Below are 18,604 nucleotides of genomic sequence, written 5' to 3'. Positions count from 1 at the left end.
TATTCCCCCTAATCTTCCGCAATCCAGGACCTTAATAGCTTGGCGAAATCCTCCGGCTTTTCTTTGGCCATTCGTTCCAGCTGTTTACGTTTTTTTGTTTCCTCAGTGTCTTTTTCGACATCCAGCTCAGGGATAGGTTCTTCCGCCGGTTCCTGGATAAATTCCTGATAGCTTTCTTCTTCGTACTCCTCTTCACGATTTTTACGGAATAACACCCATAATAACGTGAGTACGATAACGAGCAATATGCCCCCGGCAATATATGCCCATAGCGGGATCACAGGTGAAGCAGGTGCTTTCGCTTCCGCTCCGCTGAATTCCTGAAAGACAATCGACACCTTTTCTCCAGGTGAACTCACTTCATATGGGGCTGCAACAGAGGTAGATATAATCGAATCGAGCAGTGAGGTGACACTGGCTTCTACAGTTGCTTGTTCCTGTTGAGATAAAAGTTGAACCTCCCCAGCTTCATCCGTACCTTTTGAAGTGTCAATGGCTACCTGTATACCAATGTCCCTGATTTTATATGGACTTTCGACGATTTCCCGTTGAATCCGGTCAAACTCGTTATTAATGGTCTCTTTGACCATCTCATAATCTCCTTCGCCGGCCTCTTCTTCTGCATTGTAACCCGGCACGTCTTCCTCTCCTGCAGGTACACCGCCTTCTATCGGTGGATTGCCGGTATAGGTTTCTGTTAAGCGTTCCACGCTGACAGGAAGGCCTTCCATCGTATCTGGATCGACCGGCTCTACTAATTCTTCTATCCGGTTTTCCTGTGTGAAATCGATATCTGTTGTGACAGAGGCCACTACTTTATCCATACCGATCATGGTGCCCAGCATTTGCTGGACGCGGCGCTGGATATCCCGCTCAATATCTTTCTTGATGTTTTGCTGTTGGGTATATGTATCTCCACTCGCCAGTGAATCTGAATTATTTAGATCGTAATACTCAAAGTATTGATTCATGATGACGATATTGTCAGTAGATAGATTTGGTACTGATTTGGAAACAAGGTTATAAAGACCTTGCAGCTGATTATCTTTGAACTGATAACCTGGCGTTGTATGTAATACGATAGATGCTGTGGACTCCTGGTTTTCATCTCCGATAAATACTGGTTCGGGCGGCTGATTGATCATTACTTGCGCGTCCTGGATCCCTTCAATTCCAATCATTAAATTAGCCAATTCGGTCTGCATGGTATCCAGTTTGATCATGTCGAATTCGTTGTCTGTCATCCCCCAGGATGTGTTTTCACTAAAAAAGGAATAATCGATACTGCCGTTTTTGGGAAGCCCTGCCGCAGCTAACTCTACTAAAAGTGTATCGACCTGCGATTCCGGCACCAGTATGGTTGTACCGCCTTCCGTCAACTTATAGGGAGTATTGCGTGCATCCAGTTCCGTTTTCATAAGACCGATTTCCTGTAAAGAAAGGTTTTGGTAAAGGGGGACCATGTTGCTCTTTGAAGATAAAACACTTATCAAAAGCAAAGCGATAAAAAAGATCAGTACCGAACCAATCAGGGTTCCTTTTTGAGCTTTCGTCCGTTCTTTCCAAAAGTTCGAAACAGATTCTTTGAAAATTAATAAATTTTTTCTCATAATTGCCCCCATAAAACACACACTTCATCAGAATAATATAATGTCGAATCGCGATAGATCGGAATTACACTTGCATCCGCATAATTTCGCGATAGGCTTCTATCACTTTACCCTGGACTTCTACCGAGGTCTGTAAAGTGATACTCGCTTTTTGTGCAGTTGTCATAACGTCATGCAAATCATTGATTTTTCCTTTTGCCAAGGCTTCTGTTTTTTGATCCGACAGTTTCTGGCTGCTGTTCACACCAGCTATCGCTTTTTTCAAGTCGGAGGCAAAAGCACTATGGGCCTCAGCGGGAGTATTCTTTAGGTTTGTCTGTGACTTGTTTAGAAATGGAGACACTTGATTAACTGCGGATAAATTGGTCATGTCTTTCACCTGCCTTATTTTCCGATTTCTAACGCTTTCATCAACATTGACTTTGACGCGTTAATGGAAGTAATGTTGGCTTCATAAGAGCGGGTAGCGCTCATTAAATCGACCATTTCCCTTAGCGGATCGACATTAGGTAACCTTACATAGCCGTCTTCGTCCGCATCAGGGTGAGTGGGATTATGCTCCATTTTGAAGGGCTCTTTGTCATCTTCCCGGATTTCACTGACACGTAATCCTTCTGCTGAATCAGCGGACGCTGCTGTCGCTTTCTTTAAAAATGTACCGAAGCTTTTCTGGCCAGATTCAAAAACCACCTGTTTACGTCGATAGGGCTGCCAATCTCCGTTTTCATCCAATCGGGCCCTGGTGGTCTCCGCATTAGCAATGTTGGAAGATATCGTGTCCATTCGTAACCGCTGGGCAGTCAGCGCACTTGCACTCGTATTCATAGACTGAAAAATACTCACACTATCTACCTCCCTTGATTACAGTTTCCAGACTCCGAAACTTTCCATTTAAACGATCGACCATTGATTGATAAAAGAGCTGGTTTTTTGCGAGCTCATTCATTTCTTTGTCGATATCCACATTATTTCCGTTGTGATTATAGGCAGTCCCGTTATCTTTCACTACCTTATAAGCCATTGGACCATTGGAAGCTCCGCCAATCGGAAGGTGTTGAGGGTGTGTGCGAATCCCTGAAATACTTTCTTTTTGCTTTTCAGCCAGTACTTCTTTGAATAAAACCTTCTTAGCCTTATAACCTGGAGTATCGACATTCGCAATATTATTTGCAATCGTATTGTTTTTCTTAGATGCGTAGTTTAAGGAATGCTCCAGTGTCTGGATGGTACCTCCAAATAAATTCATCTTTCTTCTACCTCCTGATTTATGGACATGGTCCCATAACCTACCAACACATTGTAAGAAAATAATGACAGGTTGTCTATGCGAATTCGTCAATATGTTATGAAACCTTACATAAAATGACTATATTACCGGGTACTTTTAATTAATTATTATACATATTTTTACATTAAAAACTTTATGTAGGAATATTGTAGGATTTTGCCGAATAATGAACACCTTACCAATATTATGACACACAACATAAACAAAAGGAATCTACCATTTGTGAACATAGAGAGGATATTTTTCAGACATAGACTACGTTAGCTTTGCAGATTTAATAGAGCGAGTAATTATTAGTTATTGAAGAGGCAGCCCGGCATAAATAAAGCTCAGAGTCATTATCGACTCTGAGCTTTTGAAGTTATTTCACGAAACTGTACTTTTTTGATCTTTTCTATTAATTTGTACGAAGTTTTTGAAGTTCGACTAAGAAATTGTTATTGAGCACTTTGATATAGGTACCTTTCATTCCAAGGGAACGGGATTCTATAACTCCGGCACTTTCTAATTTACGTAATGCGTTAACGATGACGGATCTGGTGATGCCGACACGATCCGCGATCTTGCTGGCAACAAGCAGCCCTTCGTTCCCTTCCAGTTCCTCAAAAATATGTTCAATCGCCTCCAGTTCACTATAAGACAAGGAACTGATTGCCATCTGAACAACAGCCTTACTTCTTGCCTCTTGTTCGATTTCTTCGGTCTTTTCATGAAGGATTTCCATTCCTACCACCGTAGCCCCGTATTCAGCAAGCAACAGATCATCTTCTTCAAAACTGTCACTCAGGCGGCTGAGGATCAATGTTCCAAGGCGTTCCCCGCCCCCGATAATCGGTACGATAGTTGTGAGACCATTTTCAAAAAGTTCCCTGTTTTCTACAGGAAATGCGGTATATTCACTATCAATATCAATATTGGCAGTTGTTTCCTGGATGGTGAATAGATTTTGGGTATACGCTTCCGGGAACTGACGTTCAGAAAGCATCGCTTTCATACGCTCATTTTCAATTTCCTGTTTAATCGCAAAACCTAATAGCTTACCTCGGCGGCTCAAAATAAAAATGTTGGCCCCAATGACATCGCGCAAAGTGGCTGACATGTCATTGAAATTAACTGATTTCCCTGTTGTTTTCTGTAACATAGAGTTGATTTTTCTGGCACGTTCTAATAATTGCATGTTTCTTTTCCTCCTAACTTTACTCGCTTACTAAAGGATAAACCGGCTTAAATCTTTATTTTTCACGATGCTGCTAAGTTTTTCATCGACGTATTGTGGGGTGATTTTTATCGTATCCATCGTTACATCGGGAGCTTCAAACGATAAATCCTCCAGCAATTTTTCGAGAATTGTGTGCAGTCTTCGCGCGCCGATATTATCTGTGTCCTGATTAACTTCAAAGGCGATTTCTGCTAGCTTAGTTACAGCTTCGTCAGAAAATTCAACCTTTATACCTTCTGTTTCCAATAAAGCTTCATATTGTTTTAAAAGTGCATTGGAAGGCTCTCTCAAAATCCGTTTAAAGTCTTCTACAGTAAGTTTCTCCAATTCTACACGAATCGGAAACCTTCCCTGCAGTTCCGGGATGAGGTCCGAAGGCTTAGCCATATGAAAAGCACCTGCCGCCACGAATAAAATATGATCCGTCTTTACAGGACCGTGCTTCGTCACCACAGTCGATCCCTCTACGATCGGCAGTATATCCCGCTGGACACCTTCCCGGGAAACATTTGCCTGATTATCACTTTTGGCAGCGACTTTATCGATTTCATCGATAAAGATCATGCCGGATTGTTCTACTTTTTCAATAGCCTGCTGGCTGACTTCATCCATATCAATTAATTTTTGCGCCTCTTCCTGTGTCAGTATTTTTCGGGCTTCCGATACAGGCAGGCGGCGTTTCTTCTTTTTCTTCGGCATGAATTGACTCATAGCATCTTGCATATTCATACCCATTTGTTCCATTCCTGAACCCTGGAGCATATCAAACATGGAGGGCTGCTGCTCTTCTACTTCTACATTGACCATGCGGTCTTCTAACTCACCCATTGCCAGCTGCTGGGCTATCCGCTTCCGTTTACTTTCGACTTCCGCTTCTTCATCACCCGTAGTATCCTGGGTTTCTTGACCGCCTTGCTGATTGAACAGCATTTCAAAAGGGTTCTTGAAGTTCGCCTGCTTTTTCTTAGATGGAACCAGCAACTCTACAAGCCGCTTGTTCGCTTGTTCTTCCGCGCGTCCTTTAACGGCTTCCATCTTCTCTTCTTTTACCATCCGGACTGCGGTTTCCATCAAATCTCTTACCATTGATTCGACATCCCGTCCGACATAGCCGACTTCCGTGAATTTAGTAGCTTCCACTTTGACAAACGGTGCCCCTACCAGTTTGGCAAGTCTGCGTGCAATTTCGGTTTTTCCGACACCAGTGGGACCAATCATCAAAATGTTTTTCGGTACAATCTCTTCCCGCAGCTGATCATCCAGTCTCATACGGCGGTATCGATTCCGTAATGCGACAGCAACTGATTTTTTGGCATCATTCTGGCCAATGATGTATTGATCCAGTTTTTCTACAATTTGTCTGGGGGTTAATTCAAATGACATTCCACCAGCCTCCTTATTCAATGACCTCGAGGGTAATCTGGTCATTCGTGAAGACACAAATTTCTCCAGCGATCTCTAATGCTGCCTGGGCGATTTCTTTGGCACTTTTTTCTGTGGAATAACGTTTCAGTGCACGCCCGGCACTTAGGGCATAATTGCCTCCGGAACCAATAGCCAGAATGCCATCATCCGGTTCAATCACTTCTCCAGTACCGGAAACCAGGAACATGCTGTCTTTATCCATGACAATCAACATGGCCTCCAGCTTTCTTAGCACTTTATCGCTTCGCCACTCTTTGGCTAATTCCACCGCCGCCCGGGCAAGATTGCCATCATAAGCTTCCAGGTTGGCTTCAAACTTTTCGAACAGTGTGAAAGCATCGGCTACGGAACCGGCAAAACCCGCCAGAACCTTTCCTTTAAAGAGACGCCTTACTTTCTTCGCGGTATGTTTCATAACTACCTGGTTGCCAAGTGTCACTTGGCCGTCGCCGCTCATCGCACATTGCCCTTTGTGCTGTACAGCAAAAATTGTCGTTGCATGAAATTGCTCACTCATCCTCTTCTCACCTCTATTTATTCGCTCTCGGGTGACTATCCCTATATATTTTACGCAAATGGTCCTTCGTCACATGAGTATAAATCTGTGTGGATGATAAATTTTCATGACCAAGCAGCTCCTGGACTGCCCGTAGATCAGCACCTTGATTCAGCATATGGGTCGCAAAGCTATGCCTTAATTTATGGGGATGTATGTTGACAGTCATAGCAGCTTTTTCAACCAGTTTATCCAGGATAAGACGTACACCGCGATCGGACAGGTCCCCGCCTTTTGCGTTCAAAAACAGCTGAACTGGCTGGGCTTTGCTTTTTTGTGATAGCCTTTCGCGTCCATCCTCGATATACCTCTTCAATGCCCTTTCAGCAAACTGGCCAAAGGGTACATACCTTTCCTTTCGCCCTTTTCCCCTTACCAAAATTGTACCGATAGCAAAATCTATATCCTCTACTTTGGTACCGACACATTCACTGACACGCATTCCCGTCCCATACATCAATTCAAGCAAAGCCTGATTCCTTTGCCCAAGAGGATCAGTCAAATCGCTCACAGAAAATAACCGCTCCAGTTCTTCTTCATAAAAGAATTCTGGAATCGGTTTACCCTCCTTTGGCAGGGAAACATTGAGGAATGGGTTATGGGAAACTTTTCCTTCCCTCTCCAGGAACCGGTAAAACGACCGCATACAGGAAAGCTTCCGTGATACACTTCTGCGGGAAAGCTTCTGCTGGTATAACTGCGTCAGGAATATCCGGATCAAAGGGTAATCAACTTCTTTGATACTGGCTATACCTTCTGTTTGCATAAAAAGAAAAAATGCATCGACATCTTTCTCATAGTGTTGAATCGTTAATGAAGATGCATTTTTTTCAATTTGCAGATATTCCAGAAAAAGTAGTTTTTCTGTTTGTAAGTCGTCCATATATCCACCTCTTCAAGGCGTTTAAATTTTAACACAATTCAATCAATTAACGCAATCGTTTTAACTAAATTGTAACAAAATTCTGAATTGTCTCCAAGGCTCTGTTAGCGTAGGCTTCATTTCTTTCTTTTTTATTTTTGATTTTTTTATCCAGCGGTTTAATAAGACCGAAGTTTGCATTCATCGGCTGGAAGTTCTTCGGGCTCGTCGTCGTAATATAATGAGCCATGCTTCCCATCATCGTTTCATGCGGCAGCACAACCGGCTCTTTCCCTTCGACGAGGCGAGCAGCATTGATGCCGGCGATGAGACCTGCAGCAGCAGATTCAACGTAGCCTTCCACTCCTGTCATTTGTCCCGCAAAAAATAAATCATCTCTATCTTTATATTGGTAAGTTGCTTTAAGTAGATTCGGGGAATTAATGAATGTATTCCGATGCATGACGCCATAGCGGACAATTTCAGCATTTTCCAGACCAGGGATCATTCGGAACACTTCTTTTTGCGCTCCCCATTTCAGGTGGGTTTGGAAACCTACCATATTATATAATGTTCCAGCTGCATCATCCTGACGTAATTGGACGACTGCATAAGGAGTGTTACCTGTTTTCGGGTCTTCTAAACCTACAGGCTTCAACGGGCCGAATGTCATGGTCTTTTTCCCGCGCTGGGCCATTACTTCGATAGGCATGCAGCCTTCAAAGAAAATCTCTTTTTCGAACTCTTTTAATGGTACGGTGTCAGCAGAAGTCAGAGCTTCGTAGAATCGGTCAAATTCTTCTTCTGTCATCGGGCAGTTCAGATATGCCGCTTCACCTTTATCGTAGCGTGATTTCAGATAGACTTTGTCCATATCAATCGAATCTTTTTCTATAATTGGAGCAGCTGCATCATAAAAGTATAAGTATTCCTCACCTGTCATTTCTTTCAAATGGCTGGATAATGACTCGGAGGTCAATGGTCCGGTGGCAACAATCACGGGGCCATCGGTTGGGATATTTCCAATTTCTTCATTATATACGGTTACGTTCGGGTGGTTTTTCACATGCTCCGTCACATAGCCCGCAAATTCGTGGCGATCCACAGCAAGCGCTCCTCCGGCAGGAACTTGTGACTGATCAGCCGCTTGTATGATAATTGAATCCAAGCTGCGCATTTCTTCTTTAATGACCCCCACTGCATTGGTCAGGGAATTGGCCCGCAGGGAGTTACTGCAGACGAGTTCTGCAAATTTATCTGTATGGTGAGCCGGGGTCTGTTTCGATGGCCTCATTTCGTACAAATGTACTTGGATGCCTCGCTTGGCAAGCTGCCATGCCGCTTCACTTCCTGCCAGACCGGCGCCGATTACTGTCACATGTTGTGTCGTCATCAGACATGCTCCTTTCAATTCGTGTCAAGTATATCTACTTACCATTCGGTAATTATATCGATACGGTCAACTGGTGTCAATAAGATATTACAAACATGGTTCACTCCTACCATACATACCAAAAAGAAAAAGCAAGCGCAAATTTTGCGCTTACTTTTGAGGTTCTTCTTTATAATCGCATTCCGTACACTGGATTTGTACACCTTTTTTCGACTTTTTCTCCACAAGCAGGGAGCTGCACTTTGGACAAGGACGGCTGATCGGCTTATCCCAGGAAATGAAGTCACAATCAGGATAACGTTCGCAGCCATAAAAAGTCCGGCGCTTCTTGCTTTTCCTTTCCACTACTTCTCCCTCTTTACACTTCGGACAGGTGACGCCGACTTTCTTTAAAATCGGCTTTGTGTTCCGGCAGTCAGGAAAGTTGGAACAAGCAAGGAATTTTCCATAACGCCCCATTTTATAGACCATTTCATGCCCGCACTTCTCACAGTCGACGCCCGCAGGTTCATCTTTGATTTCTACTTTTTCCATCTCTTTTTCAGCTTTTTCCAGTCTGGGTTCAAATCCTGTGTAAAAGTCTTTGATGATTTTAACCCATTCTACGTTTCCTTCTTCCACTGCATCGAGATCTTCTTCCATCTTGGCAGTGAAATCGACATCAATAATCTCCGGGAAGTATTCCTCGATGGATTCATGAACAATACTGCCCAGTTCTGTTGGCACAAATCGTTTATTATCGAGTGCGACGTAGCCTCTGCGCTGAATGGTATCCAAAGTCGGAGCATAGGTGGAAGGTCTTCCGATTCCCAACTCTTCCAATGTTTTGACCAATCTCGCTTCCGTGTAACGGGGAGGAGGCTGGGTAAAATGCTGATTCGGTTCGATTTCATCTGCTTTGACGGTCATTCCTTCTTCCAGGTCCGGCAGCATTTTATCTTCCTCTTTTTTGTTGTCATCCCGGCCTTCCACATATACTTTCATGAAACCCTGGAATTTCACCTTGGATCCCGTAGCACGGAACTCAACCCCCTGGTTGGTCATATGCACAGTCATCGTATCCAAAACTGCAGGCGCCATCTGGCTAGCGATGAAGCGGTCCCAAATCAACTTATATAGTCGATATTGATCACGGGACAAAATACTTTTCATTTTTTTGGGGTCCCGTACGGCAGAGGTCGGACGGATGGCCTCGTGGGCATCCTGGGCGCCTTCCTTCTGTTTCTTCTTCTTACTACCGCCCAGGTACTCATTACCAAACTTATCCTCGATATAGCTTTTAGCTTCGTTCTGAGCCGAATCCGATAGACGTGTGGAGTCTGTACGCATATAGGTGATCAAACCAACGGTACCTTCTTTTTTTCCCAGTTCAATACCTTCATATAATTGCTGGGCGATCATCATTGTCTTTTTTGCACGGAAATTCAGTTTCCGCGCCGCCTCTTGTTGAAGCGAAGAAGTCGTAAACGGTACCGAAGGGTTTCTTCTGCGTTCCCGTTTATTCACTTTATCAATTTGGAAATCCTTGCCCTTCATTTTCTGAAGGACCTGGTCTACGTCCTGTTTGGTTTTCAATTCCTGCTTTTTCCCGTCTATCCCATAAAAGGCACCAGAGAATTTTTCTTTCTCTTTTAGGAAAGAGCCGTCAATGGACCAATATTCTTCTGGCTGGAACTTGTTAATTTCGTTCTCTCTATCGATGATCAACCGCACCGCGACCGATTGTACCCGGCCGGCACTCAGGCCTTTTTTAACTTTTTTCCACAGAATTGGGCTAATGTTGTACCCTACCAATCTATCCAGGATACGTCTCGCCTGCTGAGCATCGACACGGTCCATATCGATGGTGCGGGGATTCTTGAATGAATTTTTTACGGCGTCTTTCGTAATTTCATTAAAGACCACACGACATTCTGTTTTGTCATCTATTTCAAGGCTATGAGCCAAATGCCAGGCAATCGCTTCCCCTTCTCTGTCGGGGTCGGCAGCGAGATAGACGCGCTTGGCTTTTTTAGCTGCTGTTTTCAATTCTTTAAGAACGGGACCTTTCCCGCGGATCGTTATATATTTTGGTTCAAATTCTTTGTCGACATCTACACCCATCTGACTTTTAGGCAAGTCACGGATATGACCTAAAGAAGCCTTTACTTTATACTTTTTTCCTAAGTATTTCTCGATTGTTTTAGCTTTTGCAGGTGATTCGACGATAACTAGATAATCTGCCATTACTGTTCCTCCCATAGAGGTGTGTGCACCTTATGCAATTTCTTTGATAAACTTTCCCTATTATTAAATACTTTCTTTTCATTTGTCAAACATGATTGGTCAGAATTTTTTTAACTTAAGCTGTGAAAAGGGGTTATCCGTCATATTTCGACAGTAAACCGAGTTTTATTTCGGCCAGGATTCTATAATGTCATGGGTATTTAGAACCATTTTCGCCCCTTCCTGGATCATGCGATTACAGCCTTCACTATTCTCATTCAAAAGTGAACCAGGAAACGCAAATACTTCTCTTCCTTGTTCCAATGCCTGATCCACCGTTATTAAAGAACCACTTCGAGCTTTCGCTTCCACTACCAATGTAGCCGCTGACAAACCGCTTACAATCCGGTTTCTTTCAGGAAAATGATACTTCTGGGGACGGACATCCGGGGCATATTCTGAAATTACCAATTGGGATGCAGCCATTTGCTGAAATAAGGATATGTTCTCTTTTGGGTAAATATGATGGAAGCCAGACCCAATCACCCCGACTGTTGTACCATGATAGCGCAAAGCCAGGAGGTGTGCAAACCTGTCTACCCCTGCAGCAAGCCCGCTGACTACCCTCCAGCCTGCTTCGATCAGTGGAGAAATGACCCGTTCCATTGCGGGGTAAGCTGACTTCGTCGGTTTCCTTGTACCGACTACACTGATTGATGGTGTATGATTCAATAGCTCTCGGTTACCAGCCAGATAAAGCACAAATGGCGGATCCGGAATATTTTTAAGCAGGATGGGATAATCCTCATCAAAAATTGTTATCACAGAGAATTCTTTCATAAATTGTTCACTTTTATACCTTCTCGCATCAGATTGAAGCTGGTCATGAAAAGCTTTAGCTCGTTGGAAGGGTATTTTGTAAAGCGAAGAGATATCTTGAGAAGACATATGAAAAACAGAGGTCAATCCAGGATCATGAAGGAGGATTCTTCGAAGTAAGGGGCGGGTTGCGTAGTCATTATTGTGAAGAAAAATCAACAATTTTCGTCGCGGATCATTCAATACTAATCACTCCTGTTTTGGTGGTGAATTTATAACGAGGTTTATTACTAAAAAAGGGGAAAAAAAGGGGGGATTTATGGCTAACTTAAAGAAGACCGTGCATGGAGATGCCATGCACGATCTTATACTTGAAATTAATGTGTTTTACACTTGTCATAAAGCCCGTTGTCTTGTAATACTTCAATCAATGTCTCACCCATGACAGATGGTGTTTCCGCCACTTTGATGCCACATTCATTCATGACCCGGATTTTCTCGTCAGCTGTACCTTTACCACCGGAAATAATGGCACCAGCATGGCCCATACGCTTTCCTGGAGGTGCTGTACGTCCGCCGATGAAGCCTACCACAGGCTTGGTCATATTTTTCTTGACCCATTCTGCCGCTTCTTCTTCTGCCGTACCACCGATTTCACCAATCATGATGACTGCTTCTGTGTCTTCATCTTCGTTGAACGCCTGCAGAACATCGATAAAGTCTGTTCCATTGACTGGGTCTCCACCGATACCTACAGCTGTCGACTGGCCAATTCCAGCTTCAGAAAGCTGATGTACCGCTTCATATGTCAAGGTACCAGAACGGGAAACAACCCCGACATGCCCCTTCTTATGAATATACCCAGGCATGATACCAATTTTACATTCTTCTGGAGTAATGACACCAGGACAGTTAGGACCTACTAAGCGTGTCTTCTTCCCCTCCATGTAGCGTTTTACTTTCACCATGTCAAGCACAGGAATATGTTCTGTGATACAGATTGCTAAATCCATTTCAGCATCTGTCGCTTCCATGATGGCATCCGCTGCAAAAGGTGCAGGGACGTAGATGACAGAAGCATTGGCACCGGTCTTTTCAACTGCTTCTGAAACTGTATCGAATACAGGGACACCTTCAACCTCTGTGCCGCCTTTACCTGGTGTGACACCACCTACGATTTTCGTACCGTAATCCAGCATTTGTTTCGTATGGAAAAGGGCTGTTGAACCTGTAATTCCTTGCACGATTACTTTTGTGTCTTTATTAACATATACACTCATCTGATTCCCCGCCTTTCTACTTCACTAGTTCTACTATTTTTTGTGCACCATCTGCCATTGAATCCGCAGATGTTATGTTCAAACCGGACTCATCAAGGATCTTCTTCCCTTGCTCAACATTCGTACCTTCCAGACGAACGACCAATGGAAGTGTCAAACCGATTTGTTTTGTAGCTTCTACAACACCTTCAGCAATGACATCACACTTCATGATACCACCGAAGATATTAACAAAGATCCCTTTGACATGTTCGTCAGATAAGATGATTTTGAAGGCTTCTGTAACCTTTTCCGTAGTAGCTCCGCCCCCTACATCAAGGAAGTTGGCCGGGTCGCCGCCATAGTGTTTGATGGTGTCCATTGTAGCCATTGCAAGACCAGCACCATTAACCATACAGCCGATATTGCCATCCAGTGCAATATAACTAAGGTCATACTTAGAAGCTTCCACTTCTTTCGGATCTTCTTCATCGAGATCACGAAGCTCCTGGACGTCTTTTTGACGGTAAAGTGCATTGTCGTCAAAGTTCAACTTAGCATCCAGCGCCATGACATCCCCATCACCTGTAGTGACTAGTGGGTTGATTTCAGCGATGGAACAATCTTTTTCGACAAAAACTTTGTAAAGCCCCATCATGAATTTCACAGCTTTTGAAATTTGCTCTTTCGGAATGTTGATGTTGAATGCCAGACGACGGGCCTGGAAAGGAGTCAATCCGACTACTGGGTCGATGACTTCTTTAAAGATTTTTTCAGGAGTTGCTGCTGCAACTTCTTCAATTTCCGTTCCGCCTTCTTCTGAAGCCATCATCGTAACACGGCTTGTTGCGCGGTCTAATACAAGGCCGACATAATATTCACTCTTAATGTCGCAGCCTTCCTCAATCAGTAAGCGCTTTACTTCCTTACCCTCTGGACCGGTTTGATGAGTAACGAGCGTTTTGCCAAGAATCTCATCGGCATATGTACGCACTTCATCAGCATTTTTTGCGATTTTGACACCGCCGGCTTTACCGCGGCCTCCCGCATGGATTTGCGCTTTCACTACTGTGACACCTGAACCTAATTTTTCAGCTGCTTCAACAGCTTCATCTACGGTATATGCCACATGACCATTTGGTACTGAAACGCCAAATTCGCGTAGAATGTCTTTCCCTTGATACTCGTGAATGTTCATGTTCCATCCTCCCATCATTTTAACTGCATTACCATTGTATAAAAAAACGTCGGGAATTGTCCACAGTAACCGTCGGGAACTTGTCGAAAAAGTGTCACATACAGAAACAAAGAGACCATAACTTAATTATGTAAACAATAAAGGTGAACTCTTTCTATTATATATCCTGGTCTGCCCGGTAAATAAAAGCAAATACTTCTGCCACCACCTGATACAGCTCCTCTGGTATTTCTTCATTAATATTCAATTGGGAAAGCAGTTCCACTAAGGAAGCGTCCTCCTGGATGGGAACACCGTTTTTTACTGCGTTTTCAATCAGATTGGCTGCCACATAGCCTTTCCCCTTGGCCAGCACTTTAGGGGCATGATCCTGATTCTGCTTATAACCTAATGCCATAGCCTGTTTCTTTTTATCCTTCATACTTTTAAATCCACTCCGCTCTCCGAAAAATAGCTTGGAAAAGTAACACCATCACTGGAACCTTTGATTTTTTTAAATTGAATAGAAGCAAGATCAAAACCCGCTTGATTAAGCCCGTTTTCCAATTGCGACTGAAAATGGGTGGTCTTTTTTAGTGACTCATTATGTTCATTATAAACGGTCAGGAATACTTTGCGCTGACGAATGGACATATCTACCACTGTTTCCTTTAAGTGCTCTAATTCTAAATAAAATAGAACATGACAAAATTCAGGGTGGATATCGCCCTTTTCATTTTTTCTGCCTTCTATATTAACCTGGATGTCCTTTGCTTTCATAAATGTACCGGGTAACACGAGGCTCCACTGTACCATTTGTGTATTATCCTGATGAGCTGTCAACTGAATTCCATTCAGAAAATGGAGAATTTGCTGCATCCGTTCTAACTGTGACTTCCCCGATTGCTGTTCATTCAGTACCTGAAGCATAAGTGTTTTCATACTTTGATTTGACTGAAGTTCCTCGTGGTTAGATAACTGTTTCAACAACTGCATTTCATCATCAAACCCTGCCAACAGCATCATGTTTTTCACTTGAAGGTAGATTTTTTGTGAAAGATTTTCCGCTTGAACCGGAGATCCTGGAGTCCCATTCAAACTGGCCAGGTTGTGAAGAAGGGCTTTTTCCGTATTGCTCAATGACGGTTTTTCCGTCAGATACCTCTCTGTTTCTTGCAGAAGGGATGATAACGTTGCATGTTGGCGTACGGTCAAGGCTTCTATGATGCCGGAACGGATAGGAAGCTGCTTTTCAATGGCTTGAAGCAAAGCTCCCAAAGTTTTTTGTTTATCACTTGCCTTATGTAAGAGGGATGAGGCCTGCTTCAATACTGACTGACGGAAAGGAAGGTTCCGCTCTACTAATAATGACACCAGACGTTTGTTATCTGTAGTCGCTGCTAACCCAAGTCGCTCTAACACCTGTTTAGCATCATAAATGGACTCTTTCGATTGTTTCGTTAATATTTTCAATTCGATTTTATCTTCCAGGGAAAGTATTTGAAATAGATACTGATCTCCAGATGTCACAGGAGCTTGCAACTGGGCAGTCACTTGTTGATTTCCTAACGATATGACTGCCGTATCATTTGGCATCAGTTTTATCACGCGCCCGGACAACACCTGCCCATGAAGCAGCCCTGGTCTGTTATCACTGGTCACTCGGTGTAATGCCTCAAATAACCCTGATGCTATACCTTTCAATGCGAAGTTCCTCCTTTAAGACCGGATTGCTGCTGACACTGGAGAAAAACTGTACCTGTGATAAGGGGAAGGGCCGAATTGTTCCAAAGCCTTCATATGTGTGCTTGTTCCATAGCCCTGATTTGATTGAAAATCATACATCGGAAACTCTTCGTGAATTTTTGCCATCATCCGGTCTCTTGTCACTTTTGCGACAATGCTTCCTGCCGCAATAGACACACTTCTTTGGTCTCCTTTGATTAATGCCTCTCCAGTACAAGGCATTCCATCAAGGTTGACTGCATCAATTAATAAATGATCAGGAGTGATTCCTAGGTCGTTCACTGCTCGTCTCATGGCCATTTTTGTTGCTTCATATATGTTGTAGCGATCAATTTCCTCATTTGTTACTTCGCCAATGCCATAGGCCAGTGCATCAGCTGTAATCCGTTCAAACAACATTTCTCTTTTTTCCTGTGATAATTGCTTTGAATCATTCAGGCCTTCTAAATAATAATCTTTATGTAAAATGACACAACCGGCTACTACCGGTCCGGCAAGTGGTCCTCTTCCAGCCTCATCAACACCGGCTACATATTGTTTGCCTGCTTCGTATTGTTTCTGTTCAAATACCATCATTTCTTGATATTTAACTTGGAGTAATTTTTCTTTTTCTAACTGGCGTTCATACTGAAGGAGCAACTTTTGAACACCTTTACGAGGGTCCTGTTTTAACGCTGTCCATTCATGCTCATCTAACTGCCTTCCTGCCAGCTTTTCTTTCACTTGTGCAATCGTCCATTTCCCCACCGTACATTCTCCTATCCTTATTCTATTTATCGGAAGTTTCTTCTTAAAATAAAGGCTCTGTTAAACGTTAAGCTCACATTTCATGCTTAGCTCACTCATTTTTTGAAGAACGATATAACGATGTTTCCGTTTCTCCTATAAACGCAAGGAGGGCCGGGAAATTGCGAGACTCCTATGGGAGGATAGTACATGGTGAGATCCCGTAGGGCTTTAGCCCGAGGAAGCTCACCGTACGCCCATGGAAAGCGAGTGATTTCCCGGACCTCCAAACCGTTACTACCGTAACGGAAACATTTTACAGATTCAATTTCAAAGAAAAAAGCGCACTTTTGAGGTCAAAAATGCGCTCTTATACTATTACTCTGTCGGAACATCGAAGGTAATCCTGCCCAGTTTGCCTGACCTCAGATCCTGAATGATGACTTCCGCCGTTTTTTCGTAATTGACACGCGCTCCTGCTTCCAGGCAGCCACGCCGTTTCCCAATCGTTTCGAAAGCCTCGATCATATCCTCAAAATTCGAGAAGCCGAACCTTTCATTTAAAAGGTCAGGATAAAAATTCTTCAGATAATCTAATATATAAGCTGCTACATCCTCAATCGGCAATATTTGGTCCTTTATCGTACCGATAGCAGCAAGACGGTAGCCAACTTCTTCATCTTCGAACTTTGGCCATAGAATGCCGGGCGTATCCAATAGCTCAAAGTCTTTCTTGACTTTAATCCATTGCTGGCTGGTTGTCACACCAGGGCGATCACCTGTTTTGGCAATCTTCTTATTGGCAAGACGATTAATCAGTGTCGATTTCCCTACATTCGGTATCCCAAGAATCATTGCCCGTGCTGGACGCGGGTTAATCCCTTTTGCTTTCATTTTGTTCATTTTTTCTTCAGCCATTTGTTTGGCAAGATTTATAAGCGCCTGGATGTCTTTCTTGTCCTGGGCATTCACTGCTACCACAGAAACATTATCTTTCTTGAATGCTTCCATCCACTCTTCAGACAACTTAGGGTCTGCAAGGTCTTTCTTCATCATAACGATCATCTTTGGTTTTGTCTGAAGTAATTGCTGAAGCATCGGATTCTGTGATGATTCCGGTGCCCGGGCATCCACAAGTTCGATGACGAAATCGATCAGCTTTAATTTTTCTGCAACTTCTCTTTTTGCTTTGGCCATGTGGCCAGGGAACCATTGTATTGTCATAACATCACCTTATTCTTAATCTACGAGCCGGATGCGATCGAGTGGCCAATAAGTAAATACTGCTTCCCCGACAATTTGATCCATAGGAACGACACCGAACATACGGCTGTCAGTCGAATTATTACGGTTATCTCCCAGGACGAATACATGCCCTTCCGGCACTGTTTCATAATCTTCTTCTGTTACTTGTTCTAACGTGAAATCCTGGGTTAGAATCTGATTCTCGGCCAGCTGATCTTTTCTTTCCTCCAGGTAAGGTTCTGCCACTCTCTCTCCATTAATATACAGCTCATCATTCTCGACAGCTACATGATCACCTGGGACCCCAATTACCCGTTTGATATAATCTCGTCTCTCTGTGGCATGAAAAACGACAATATCAAAGCGTTCCGGTTTTCCCAGCGTGTAATTGATTTTACTGACAATCAGATGATCATTATTTTCCAATGTCGGAAGCATTGATGGCCCTTCGACAACAACAGGAGCAAATAGTATAACCCTTACCAAAATGGCTAGTATGGCAGCGATCAGGAATGCTTTGATCCATTCCATCCATGCATTTTTCATGAAGGCCATCCCTTTCCTCTAAACTAACTGTTCCTACTACGTTATATTTCTTTAAGTTTAAGAAATACATTAATCTGTTAACAAAGTTAAGTTTTCTTAAAGTACAAGTAGAAAAAAGGAGCTTGGCGTCTGCAAGCTCCTTCCTGTTTCATTAGATGATTTCTTTAATACGTGCTGCTTTACCACGCAGGTTGCGTAGATAGTATAGCTTCGCACGACGAACTTTACCACGACGTGTACGTTCGATTTTCTCGATACGTGGGGAATGTAGCGGGAATGTACGCTCGATTCCTACACCGTAAGAAATTTTACGTACAGTGAATGTTTCGCTGATTCCGCCGTTTTGACGTTTGATTACAACGCCTTCGAATACCTGGATACGCTCGCGAGTTCCTTCCACGACTTTAACGTGGACCTTCACTGTGTCACCAGGACGAAAATCAGGATGGTCTGTACGAAGTTGATCTTTTGTAATTTCGTTAATCAAATCTTGCATCCTCTTTCACTCCTTCCAAACTAATGCTCTTG

19 protein-coding genes are annotated in these 18,604 nt (G+C 43.3%); all 19 read right to left on the bottom strand.

The genetic code is table 11. The annotated features are described in order from the left end of the window. Window positions 1-8: 8 nt before the first annotated feature. The 19 genes from fliF to rplS all read right to left on the bottom strand — a co-directional run bounded on the left by fliF (window position 9) and on the right by rplS (window position 18,572). Complete coding sequence (gene fliF / locus ACGTNI_RS03145) at window positions 9-1,610, bottom strand: flagellar basal-body MS-ring/collar protein FliF (RefSeq protein ID WP_085508271.1); 1,602 nt, start codon at window positions 1,608-1,610, stop codon at window positions 9-11. 64 nt (window positions 1,611-1,674) lie between these two features. Next, window positions 1,675-1,980, bottom strand: coding sequence for a flagellar hook-basal body complex protein FliE (fliE, locus tag ACGTNI_RS03140; protein WP_085508268.1), 306 nt, complete (start codon window positions 1,978-1,980; stop codon window positions 1,675-1,677). Window positions 1,981-1,994: 14 nt separating this feature from the next. Further along, window positions 1,995-2,453 (bottom strand): flagellar basal body rod protein FlgC, encoded by a 459-nt coding sequence (flgC, locus tag ACGTNI_RS03135; protein WP_085508266.1) that lies wholly within the window; start codon window positions 2,451-2,453, stop codon window positions 1,995-1,997. Between the two features lies 1 nt (window position 2,454). Next, window positions 2,455-2,856, bottom strand: a complete 402-nt coding sequence (gene flgB, locus ACGTNI_RS03130) for a flagellar basal body rod protein FlgB (RefSeq protein ID WP_394460012.1) — start codon at window positions 2,854-2,856, stop codon at window positions 2,455-2,457. A 439-nt stretch (window positions 2,857-3,295) separates the two neighbouring features. Beyond that, entirely contained in the window at window positions 3,296-4,075 is a 780-nt protein-coding gene (gene codY, locus ACGTNI_RS03125; RefSeq protein WP_028782780.1) for a GTP-sensing pleiotropic transcriptional regulator CodY, read from the bottom strand. Window positions 4,076-4,105: 30 nt separating this feature from the next. After that, a complete protein-coding gene (gene hslU / locus ACGTNI_RS03120) occupies window positions 4,106-5,500 on the bottom strand; it encodes an ATP-dependent protease ATPase subunit HslU (RefSeq protein WP_394460009.1) in 1,395 nt (464 codons plus the stop codon). Between the two features lie 13 nt (window positions 5,501-5,513). After that, window positions 5,514-6,059 carry an ATP-dependent protease subunit HslV gene (hslV, locus tag ACGTNI_RS03115; RefSeq protein ID WP_085508258.1) on the bottom strand — a complete coding sequence of 182 codons (546 nt, stop codon included), beginning with the start codon at window positions 6,057-6,059 and terminating at the stop codon, window positions 5,514-5,516. A 13-nt stretch (window positions 6,060-6,072) separates the two neighbouring features. Further along, on the bottom strand, window positions 6,073-6,981 hold the full coding sequence (gene xerC, locus ACGTNI_RS03110; protein WP_394460006.1) for a tyrosine recombinase XerC: 909 nt from the start codon (window positions 6,979-6,981) through the stop codon (window positions 6,073-6,075). Between the two features lie 64 nt (window positions 6,982-7,045). Continuing rightward, entirely contained in the window at window positions 7,046-8,353 is a 1,308-nt protein-coding gene (gene trmFO / locus ACGTNI_RS03105) for an FADH(2)-oxidizing methylenetetrahydrofolate--tRNA-(uracil(54)-C(5))-methyltransferase TrmFO (protein WP_085508253.1), read from the bottom strand. A gap of 150 nt (window positions 8,354-8,503) precedes the next feature. Further along, window positions 8,504-10,579 carry a type I DNA topoisomerase gene (topA, locus tag ACGTNI_RS03100; protein ID WP_394460004.1) on the bottom strand — a complete coding sequence of 692 codons (2,076 nt, stop codon included), beginning with the start codon at window positions 10,577-10,579 and terminating at the stop codon, window positions 8,504-8,506. A gap of 165 nt (window positions 10,580-10,744) precedes the next feature. Beyond that, complete coding sequence (gene dprA / locus ACGTNI_RS03095; protein ID WP_394460002.1) at window positions 10,745-11,620, bottom strand: DNA-processing protein DprA; 876 nt, start codon at window positions 11,618-11,620, stop codon at window positions 10,745-10,747. Window positions 11,621-11,754: 134 nt separating this feature from the next. Beyond that, the gene (sucD, locus tag ACGTNI_RS03090; protein ID WP_085508247.1) at window positions 11,755-12,657 is read right to left on the bottom strand and encodes a succinate--CoA ligase subunit alpha; all 903 of its coding nucleotides are present in this window, start codon (window positions 12,655-12,657) and stop codon (window positions 11,755-11,757) included. Window positions 12,658-12,673: 16 nt separating this feature from the next. After that, the gene (sucC, locus tag ACGTNI_RS03085) at window positions 12,674-13,834 is read right to left on the bottom strand and encodes an ADP-forming succinate--CoA ligase subunit beta (RefSeq protein ID WP_062445823.1); all 1,161 of its coding nucleotides are present in this window, start codon (window positions 13,832-13,834) and stop codon (window positions 12,674-12,676) included. A gap of 157 nt (window positions 13,835-13,991) precedes the next feature. Beyond that, window positions 13,992-14,255, bottom strand: coding sequence for an EscU/YscU/HrcU family type III secretion system export apparatus switch protein (locus ACGTNI_RS03080; protein ID WP_085508245.1), 264 nt, complete (start codon window positions 14,253-14,255; stop codon window positions 13,992-13,994). Beyond that, window positions 14,252-15,517, bottom strand: coding sequence for a TP0910 N-terminal domain-containing protein (locus ACGTNI_RS03075; protein WP_394460001.1), 1,266 nt, complete (start codon window positions 15,515-15,517; stop codon window positions 14,252-14,254). Before ACGTNI_RS03075 ends, ACGTNI_RS03080 begins: the two co-directional genes overlap by 4 nt. Before the next feature lie 15 nt (window positions 15,518-15,532). After that, on the bottom strand, window positions 15,533-16,306 hold the full coding sequence (gene rnhB, locus ACGTNI_RS03070; protein WP_394460000.1) for a ribonuclease HII: 774 nt from the start codon (window positions 16,304-16,306) through the stop codon (window positions 15,533-15,535). Window positions 16,307-16,663: 357 nt separating this feature from the next. Next, window positions 16,664-17,509 carry a ribosome biogenesis GTPase YlqF gene (gene ylqF / locus ACGTNI_RS03065; protein ID WP_394459999.1) on the bottom strand — a complete coding sequence of 282 codons (846 nt, stop codon included), beginning with the start codon at window positions 17,507-17,509 and terminating at the stop codon, window positions 16,664-16,666. 15 nt (window positions 17,510-17,524) lie between these two features. Further along, window positions 17,525-18,085 (bottom strand): signal peptidase I, encoded by a 561-nt coding sequence (lepB, locus tag ACGTNI_RS03060; RefSeq protein WP_085508237.1) that lies wholly within the window; start codon window positions 18,083-18,085, stop codon window positions 17,525-17,527. A gap of 142 nt (window positions 18,086-18,227) precedes the next feature. Continuing rightward, entirely contained in the window at window positions 18,228-18,572 is a 345-nt protein-coding gene (gene rplS / locus ACGTNI_RS03055) for a 50S ribosomal protein L19 (protein ID WP_028782766.1), read from the bottom strand. Window positions 18,573-18,604 lie beyond the last annotated feature (32 nt).

It is taken from the genome of Thalassobacillus sp. B23F22_16, assembly GCF_043496955.1.
GTDB classification, from domain to species: Bacteria; Bacillota; Bacilli; order Bacillales; family Halobacillaceae; genus Thalassobacillus; species Thalassobacillus devorans_A.
This window is presented reverse-complemented; position numbering and strand designations above follow the sequence as displayed.

Excerpts from the sequence above, each read along its gene's own strand:
- fliF (WP_085508271.1), bottom strand. The coding sequence starts at position 1,610 with ATGAGAAAAAATTTATTAATTTTCAAAGAATCTGTTTCGAACTTTTGG.
- codY (WP_028782780.1), bottom strand. The coding sequence starts at position 4,075 with ATGCAATTATTAGAACGTGCCAGAAAAATCAACTCTATGTTACAGAAA.
- fliE (WP_085508268.1), bottom strand. The coding sequence starts at position 1,980 with ATGACCAATTTATCCGCAGTTAATCAAGTGTCTCCATTTCTAAACAAG.
- sucC (WP_062445823.1), bottom strand. The coding sequence starts at position 13,834 with ATGAACATTCACGAGTATCAAGGGAAAGACATTCTACGCGAATTTGGC.
- ylqF (WP_394459999.1), bottom strand. The coding sequence starts at position 17,509 with ATGACAATACAATGGTTCCCTGGCCACATGGCCAAAGCAAAAAGAGAA.
- ACGTNI_RS03080 (WP_085508245.1), bottom strand. The coding sequence starts at position 14,255 with ATGAAGGATAAAAAGAAACAGGCTATGGCATTAGGTTATAAGCAGAAT.
- sucD (WP_085508247.1), bottom strand. The coding sequence starts at position 12,657 with ATGAGTGTATATGTTAATAAAGACACAAAAGTAATCGTGCAAGGAATT.
- xerC (WP_394460006.1), bottom strand. The coding sequence starts at position 6,981 with ATGGACGACTTACAAACAGAAAAACTACTTTTTCTGGAATATCTGCAA.
- hslV (WP_085508258.1), bottom strand. The coding sequence starts at position 6,059 with ATGAGTGAGCAATTTCATGCAACGACAATTTTTGCTGTACAGCACAAA.
- rplS (WP_028782766.1), bottom strand. The coding sequence starts at position 18,572 with ATGCAAGATTTGATTAACGAAATTACAAAAGATCAACTTCGTACAGAC.
- trmFO (WP_085508253.1), bottom strand. The coding sequence starts at position 8,353 with ATGACGACACAACATGTGACAGTAATCGGCGCCGGTCTGGCAGGAAGT.
- flgB (WP_394460012.1), bottom strand. The coding sequence starts at position 2,856 with ATGAATTTATTTGGAGGTACCATCCAGACACTGGAGCATTCCTTAAAC.
- topA (WP_394460004.1), bottom strand. The coding sequence starts at position 10,579 with ATGGCAGATTATCTAGTTATCGTCGAATCACCTGCAAAAGCTAAAACA.
- lepB (WP_085508237.1), bottom strand. The coding sequence starts at position 18,085 with ATGGCCTTCATGAAAAATGCATGGATGGAATGGATCAAAGCATTCCTG.
- hslU (WP_394460009.1), bottom strand. The coding sequence starts at position 5,500 with ATGTCATTTGAATTAACCCCCAGACAAATTGTAGAAAAACTGGATCAA.